Origin of the sequence: Streptomyces sp. PA03-6a (genome assembly GCF_033792765.1) — a bacterium.
Classification (GTDB): Bacteria; Actinomycetota; Actinomycetes; order Streptomycetales; family Streptomycetaceae; genus Actinacidiphila.
In genome coordinates, this window is record NZ_JARAVK010000123.1 from 21,727 (window position 1) to 28,017 (window position 6,291).

General features: G+C 71.5%; 7 protein-coding genes and 1 pseudogene. 5 read left to right on the forward strand and 3 right to left on the reverse strand.

Features of this window, described 5'->3' with window-relative positions; translation table 11 throughout:
* Positions 1 to 24 precede the first annotated feature (24 nt).
* The 3 genes from PV350_RS26730 (at position 25) to PV350_RS26740 (ending at position 2,482) form a co-directional block, all read left to right on the forward strand.
* Positions 25 to 669 carry a hypothetical protein gene (locus PV350_RS26730; protein ID WP_500336510.1) on the forward strand — a complete coding sequence of 215 codons (645 nt, stop codon included), beginning with the start codon at positions 25 to 27 and terminating at the stop codon, positions 667 to 669.
* A gap of 54 nt (positions 670 to 723) precedes the next feature.
* Positions 724 to 1,683 carry a rhomboid family intramembrane serine protease gene (locus PV350_RS26735; protein ID WP_500336512.1) on the forward strand — a complete coding sequence of 320 codons (960 nt, stop codon included), beginning with the start codon at positions 724 to 726 and terminating at the stop codon, positions 1,681 to 1,683.
* Positions 1,684 to 1,801: 118 nt separating this feature from the next.
* Positions 1,802 to 2,482 carry a GntR family transcriptional regulator gene (locus PV350_RS26740; RefSeq protein ID WP_499514919.1) on the forward strand — a complete coding sequence of 227 codons (681 nt, stop codon included), beginning with the start codon at positions 1,802 to 1,804 and terminating at the stop codon, positions 2,480 to 2,482.
* 30 nt (positions 2,483 to 2,512) lie between these two features.
* Here the strand turns inward: PV350_RS26740 and PV350_RS26745 are convergent, their stop codons facing one another.
* Entirely contained in the window at positions 2,513 to 3,028 is a 516-nt protein-coding gene (locus PV350_RS26745; RefSeq protein ID WP_499514920.1) for a VOC family protein, read from the reverse strand.
* Positions 3,029 to 3,100: 72 nt separating this feature from the next.
* Between PV350_RS26745 and PV350_RS26750 the strand changes: the two genes are divergently transcribed.
* Together PV350_RS26750 and PV350_RS26755 are read left to right on the forward strand one after the other, a co-directional pair.
* Positions 3,101 to 3,739: a LysE family translocator gene (locus PV350_RS26750; RefSeq protein WP_500336514.1), complete on the forward strand. Its 639-nt coding sequence runs from the start codon at positions 3,101 to 3,103 to the stop codon at positions 3,737 to 3,739.
* Between the two features lie 28 nt (positions 3,740 to 3,767).
* Entirely contained in the window at positions 3,768 to 4,085 is a 318-nt protein-coding gene (locus tag PV350_RS26755; RefSeq protein ID WP_499514922.1) for a chorismate mutase, read from the forward strand.
* Between the two features lie 371 nt (positions 4,086 to 4,456).
* Here PV350_RS26755 and PV350_RS26760 read toward each other — a convergent pair whose 3' ends face one another.
* Both PV350_RS26760 and PV350_RS26765 read right to left on the reverse strand, forming a co-directional pair.
* Positions 4,457 to 5,851: an OFA family MFS transporter gene (locus tag PV350_RS26760; protein WP_499514923.1), complete on the reverse strand. Its 1,395-nt coding sequence runs from the start codon at positions 5,849 to 5,851 to the stop codon at positions 4,457 to 4,459.
* 289 nt (positions 5,852 to 6,140) lie between these two features.
* Positions 6,141 to 6,291: pseudogene (locus PV350_RS26765) on the reverse strand (formyl-CoA transferase); the annotation flags it as partial.

Sequence of the window (6,291 nt, forward strand, 5' to 3'; positions counted from 1 at the left end):
CGCGGCCGGGCGAGGAGGTGTGCGGTGGCCGGGGACCCGTTCTCGGTGAGCCGGGGGACGTGGTGGCGCATCGGCGTCCCACTGGCCGCCGCGGCCCTGCTGGTCGCCCAACTGGCCTGGGGGAACGGCCCGCGACGGGAGGCGGTGGCGGTCTCCCGGCCGGGGGAGTGCGGCAAGGGCGCCGCGCGGCAGGTCGGCGAGCCCGGCGTGTCACGCGACATGGTCATCGGGAGCTACGGCGCGGACAACCTCCCCCGGATGAAGGGCAGGCCGACCTTCAAGGTGCGCTTCACCGTCTCGCCGGGACCGGACCGGCGCCCGCTGACGCTGCGGACCCCGCTGGCCGGCGCGGTCACGGTGCAGGTGCACGCCGGGCGCGGCGGCGGCCTCCTCGCCGGCGCCCGCGGCCTCACCGCCCGGATCGACGAGGAGATGTACGAGGCCGGCCAGGCCCCTCCCGCGACCGGCGCCGTCCGCGTGACGGAGGACGACGTCCTCCGGCTCGTCGTCGAACTGCCGGACGGTGCGATCTGCCCGGGAGTCACCATGGCCGACCTCATCTCCAGGCGTCCCGGCGGCAACGACGCCGCCGACCTCACCGTGGTCACCGTCGTCCTCGCCGACCGGGCCTCCGGTCTGCGCATGGAGGCGCAGAGCGGAGTGGTTTGACGCGCTGTGCCCGGGCTGGGTACAAACGTGCGACTCCAACGTCCCGTACGCCGCATGGGGGGCCTCGCGCTCGTGAGCACCACGGACACCGATCAGGGCACCGAGCCGCCGGTCACCACCTGCTACCGGCATCCCAAGCGCGAGACGTACGTGCGCTGCACCCGCTGCGACCGCTCCATCTGCCCCGACTGCATGCGCGAGGCGGCCGTCGGCCACCACTGCCCGGAGTGCGTGAAGGAGGGCGGCAGGAGCGTCCGCCAGGCGCGCACCGTCTTCGGCGGCCGCGTGGCGACCTCGGGCGCGCCGGTGGTGACGCAGATCCTGATCGCCCTGAACGTCGTGGCCTACCTCGGCGAACTGGTGCGCTCCGACCTCGTCGCGCGCTTCGGCGCCCTGGGGCAGGGGCTGTTGGGCCCCGACGGCGCGGCGTACGTGTACGACGGCTCGGCGTACCCCGGCTTCGAGGCCGTCGGCATAGCCCACGGCGAGTGGTACCGGCTGATCACCTCGGCCTTCCTCCACCAGCCGCCGGGGCAGGGCACCTTCGGGATCCTGCACATCCTCCTCAACATGTACTCGCTGTGGACCCTCGGCCCGGCCGTCGAGGCCCAGTTGGGCCGGATCCGTTTCGTCGGGCTCTACCTGCTGTCCGCCCTCGGCGGCTCCGTGCTGGTGTACCTGATCGCCCCGTACACCGGCGCCGTCGGTGCCTCCGGCGCGATCTTCGGCCTGGGCGCGGCCTACTTCGTCCTCGGCAAGCGCCTCCACCACGACCCGGTCGGCGGGCGGCAGCTCCTCATCGGCCTGCTGGTCTGGATGGCGGTCTCCGCCGCCGTGACCTCCTGGCAGGGCCACCTCGGCGGCCTGCTCACCGGAGGTGCGGTCGGCCTCGTCCTGGCCCACGCGCCCCGCAGGCACCGCGCCTTGTGGCAGGCGGCCGGGATGGCGGCGGTGCTGCTGGTGCTGGTGACCCTGGTCGTCCTGAAGACCTCCCAGCTCACCGGCGCCGCATAGCGGGCGCCGCGCCGCCGGTGTGAAGCGCGTCACGCTTGGGTGCGGTGTCCGCGCCGGGGTCCTGCGCGCGTAGACTGTAGACGAAAGCCAATCATCCCCGGGAAAGGTTGGGGCCTCGATGCTGTCCAGCGGGCTGTCGCAGGGATCCGTGCCCAAGCTCCAGCGTCCGGGGCCCCTGCGTGAGCAGGTGTACGAAGCGCTGCTCGAGCTGATCATCACCCGCTCGCTCACCCCCGGCCAGCACCTGGTGGAGACCGAACTCGCCGGCCACCTCGGCGTCTCCCGCCAACCGGTGCGCGAGGCACTGCAACGGCTCAACACCGAGGGGTGGGTGGACCTGCGCCCGGCCCAGGGGGCCTTCGTCCACGAGCCCACCGACGAGGAGGCCGACCAACTCCTGGTCGTCCGCGCCCTGCTGGAGACGGAGGCGGCCCGCCTCGCCGCGGCCAACGCCACCACCAAGGGCCTGGAGCGGCTGGACGGGCTGTGCGAGACGGGCGAGGCGGCCGTCGCCGCCGACGACGTCGACGCGGTCGTCGCGGCGAACGCCGCCCTCCACGCCTGCGTCATGGAACTGGCCGGGAACGCGGTGCTCGCCGAACTCGCCCGGCAGGTCGAGCGGCGCGTGCGCTGGTACTACACCCCGGTGGCCCGGCAGCGCGGCATGCAGTCGTGGGTCGAGCACCGCGAGCTGATCGCGGCGATCGCCGACCGCGACGGGGAGCGCGCCCAGCAGGTCATGCGCGCCCACACCGAGCACACCAGGACCTCGTACCACCAGCGCTCCCACGAGGACTGACCCCGCCCCGCCCCGCCGGGCCCCGCGGGCTCAGAGCAGCGGCTTGCCGTCGAAGTGGCCGAGGTCCTCGCGGTACAGCTCCACGTTGACCCCGTTGGGATCGCGGATGTAGAGGCTGTCCTCCACGCCGCGGTCCGGCCCGAGGTACTCCACCCCGGCCTCGTCCAGCCGGCGCTTCGCCTCGGTGAACTGCTCGCCGGTCACCGACAGCGCCAGGTGCTGCAGTCCGCCGATCGTCTCGTGCTGCTCGGGGTGCTCGTGGCCGGGGAAGTCGAAGAACCCCAGCAGGTTGTCGTGGCCGATGTCGAAGAAGAAGTGGCTGGAGCCCGCGTAGTCCCGGTTCTCCACCAGCTCCACCAGGGGGAAGCCCAGGAACTCCTGGTAGAAGCGGACGGTCTCCTCGACGTCGCGGCAGATGAACGCGACGTGGTGCACCCCCGCCGCCCGCGTCGCCGGTCGTTCCGCCGGTTCCCGCAGGTACCTCCCGCGCAATTCCTCGCGCCGTGCCCGTACGGCCTCCAGCTGCTCGCCCTGCGGCTCACCCATGATCGATCCCGCCTCCTCTGACCCCGCGCTTAATGCGGTGCGCCGGAAGATATACCCGATTAGCCTCCGGGCATGGTGTCCATCGACCGACTCGCGGCATTCGCCCTGGTATCCCTGGTGCTCGTGGTGATCCCCGGCCCCAGCGTCCTCTTCGTCATCGGCCGCGCGCTCGCCCACGGGCGTCGTGTCGCGCTGACCTCCGTCGCCGGCAACACGCTCGGCTCGTACGTCCTGGTGGTCGCGGTCGCCCTCGGGGTCGGCCCCGTGGTGGAGCGCTCGGCGCTGCTGTTCGCGACCCTCAAGCTCGCCGGCGCCGCCTACCTGGTGTACCTGGGGGTCAAGGCGCTGCGGCACCGCGGGGCCCTGGCCATGGTGTCCGGGGACGCGGGGGCGGCGCGCGGCGCGCTGCGCACGCTCGGCGAGGGCTTCGTGGTCGGGGTCTCGAACCCCAAGACGATGGTCTTCTACGCGGCGGTGCTGCCGCAGTTCGTCGACCGTACGGCCGGTCACGTCACCGTGCAGATGCTGCTGCTCGGCCTGGTCTTCAACGCGATCGCCCTCGTCTCGGACAGCACCATGGGCCTCGTCGCCGCCGCGGCCCGTTCGTGGTTCGCCCGTTCCCCGCGCCGCCTGTCGCTGGTCGGCGGTGCGGGCGGCCTCGCGATGATCGGCCTCGGTGTCACCGTCGCCGCGACGGGACGTACCGACTGATCGGCGTCCCGCTGGTTAGGCTGGGCGGATGGACGACGGACACGCGGACGACACGGCCGCCCTGGAGCGGCTGCGCCACCTGCGCGGCAGCATCGACAACCTGGACGCGGCCCTGGTGCACCTCCTCGCGGAACGCTTCAAGGCCACCCAACAGGTGGGTGAGCTCAAGGCGGCGCACAACATGCCGCCCGCCGACCCCGGGCGCGAGGCGGAGCAGATCGCCCGGCTGCGCCGGATGGCCGAGGAGGCGCACCTCGACCCGGCCTTCGCGGAGAAGTTCCTGAAGTTCATTGTGGAAGAGGTCATCCGGCACCACAAGGCCATCGCCGCCGACCGCTCGGGCTGACGGACGGCCGCGTGGGCCTCAGCCGTGGCGTACCACGGCTGAGGCCCACGTCATTCCGGCACGGCACCAGGCCCTGTCGTCAAAGTCCCGCCTGCCCCGCGGCGCCTGGCACGGCACCTCGCTGCGTTGTCGAATCGTCCGAGTAGCCCACTACGAGGACGACTCTCCGCCTTGCGATGCACCGCACCAGACCCCGCGGGGCCCGCCCTTCGGGCGGTGGGGGCACCTCCCAGCGGAGCTGGGGGAGCTACTTTGACGACAGGGCCTACGCCACGGGGGTGGTCCGGGGACGCCGCGGCGGACGGGAGGGACACCCGGTCGTCGGGCACGAGGTGCCGTGCCGGAGCCCCGGGTGCTCTCCGGCGGTCACGTCAGATCGCCTCCCTGCTGATGGGCTGCGGGTTGGGCTCGATGTCCTTCTTCTTCGGACGTCCCGGCGGGGTGAGGAAGAGCGCGACGAAGCCGGCGAACAGCGAGATCGAACCCGCGAGGGTGAACGCCCCGCTGTGGCCCCAGTGGCTGACGACGAAGGCACCCATTCCGGAGCCGAGCAGACCCGACACCAGCTTGGAGCTGTAGACCAGCCCGTAGTTGGACGCGTTGTTGTTCTCACCGAAGTAGTCGGCCGTCATCGCCGCGAACATCGGGAAGATCGCGCCGCCGCCGAAGCCGGAGATGGACGAGAAGATCAGGAACAGCGGCAGGTTCTTGATGTCCGCCGACCACAGGATGCCGTACTGCGCGAGGCCGAGGACGAGGCAGACGAAGATCAGGCACTGCTTGCGCCCGTAGCGGTCGGACAGCCAGCCGATGACGCCGCGGCCCGTGCCGTTGACGATCGCCTTCAGGGACATGGCCGTGGCCACGATCCCGCCGGCGAAGCCCGCCTCCTCACCGATGTCGACCTGGAAGGCGATGCCGAAGATGTTCACGCCCGAGGTGCACAGCAGGCAGAACCACATCAGCGCGACCCGGCCGGTCCGCCACGCCTCGGCGGGGGTGTACTGCCGGACGGCGGGCGGGTTCTTCTCCATGGCGCGCCGGGCCCGCGGGTCGTCGGGCACCTTCAGCGGGTCGACGTCGGCCGGCCACCAGTTCTTCGGCGGGTCCTTGAAGAAGTACCCCGCCACCGCGACGGTCGCCGCGAGGAAGACACCGACCGAGACCAGCACCCAGCGGAAGTTGGTCAGGTTCATGTAGCCGGTGAAGAGGAAGACGAACGGCACCGAGCCGTAGGCGAAGCCGCCGTTGACGAAGCCGGTCTTGCCTCCCTTCCGTTCCGGGTACCACTTGCCGACCATGTTGACGCAGGTCGCGTAGACCATGCCGGCGCCCATGCCGCTGAACATGCCGAAGCCGATGTACGCGACGACGACGTGCGGTGCGTACGCCAGCGACAGGTAGCCCAGGAAGGTGCCCAGGGCGCCGCACATCATCGCGTAGCGCGCCGGCAGCTTCCCGGACTCGCGGAGCTTGCCCGCCGGGAAGGCCACCGCGGCCTGGAAGAACACCCAGACCCCGAGCATCCAGAAGATGTGCAGGCTGCTCCACGAGTGCGCGGTGTGGAGCGTGTCCTCGGCGGACGCGAACGCGTACTCCGCCGAGCTGATGCCCATCATGCCTACCCACGGCAGGATGACCATCCACTTGCGCTTCCGGCCCATGATGTCCAGGTCGGACTCGCCGACGCGGAACACCCGGCCGTTGTGGTCGGTCACCTCTCGGTAGGTGACGGGTGGTTGGGACGTCGATGTCGTTGACGCCATTGTCATGATTCCCCTGCCTCGAAAGAGTCTGGCCAGCGCCCCCTGGACCTGGGGCCGGCACGGGTCGGTCTCCGTGGAGACCGACCCGTGCCGGCCCCCGTGCTCTTTTCGTGCTGCGCGGCGGGCCCGGTCCGCGCGGTTCACGCGCGCCCGGCCCCGTCACAGGTGGTGCGTCGGGTCAGGGCAGCCCCGCTGCCCCGGCCCACCGGTGGGCGGTGCCCAGCACCGCCACCGGCTGCTCTGTGGTGTGCGACCGTACGTCCTCGCGCCGCCCGGCGTCCGCCATCGGTCAGATCACCCCGCCGGTCCGCAACACGCCCAGCTCCTCGGCGGAGAGACCCAGTTCGGTGGTGTAGATGTCGTGGTTGTGTTCGCCGAGGAGGGGTGAGCGGTGGATGGTGGTGGGTGAGTCGGAGAGTTTGAGGGGGTTGCCGACGGTG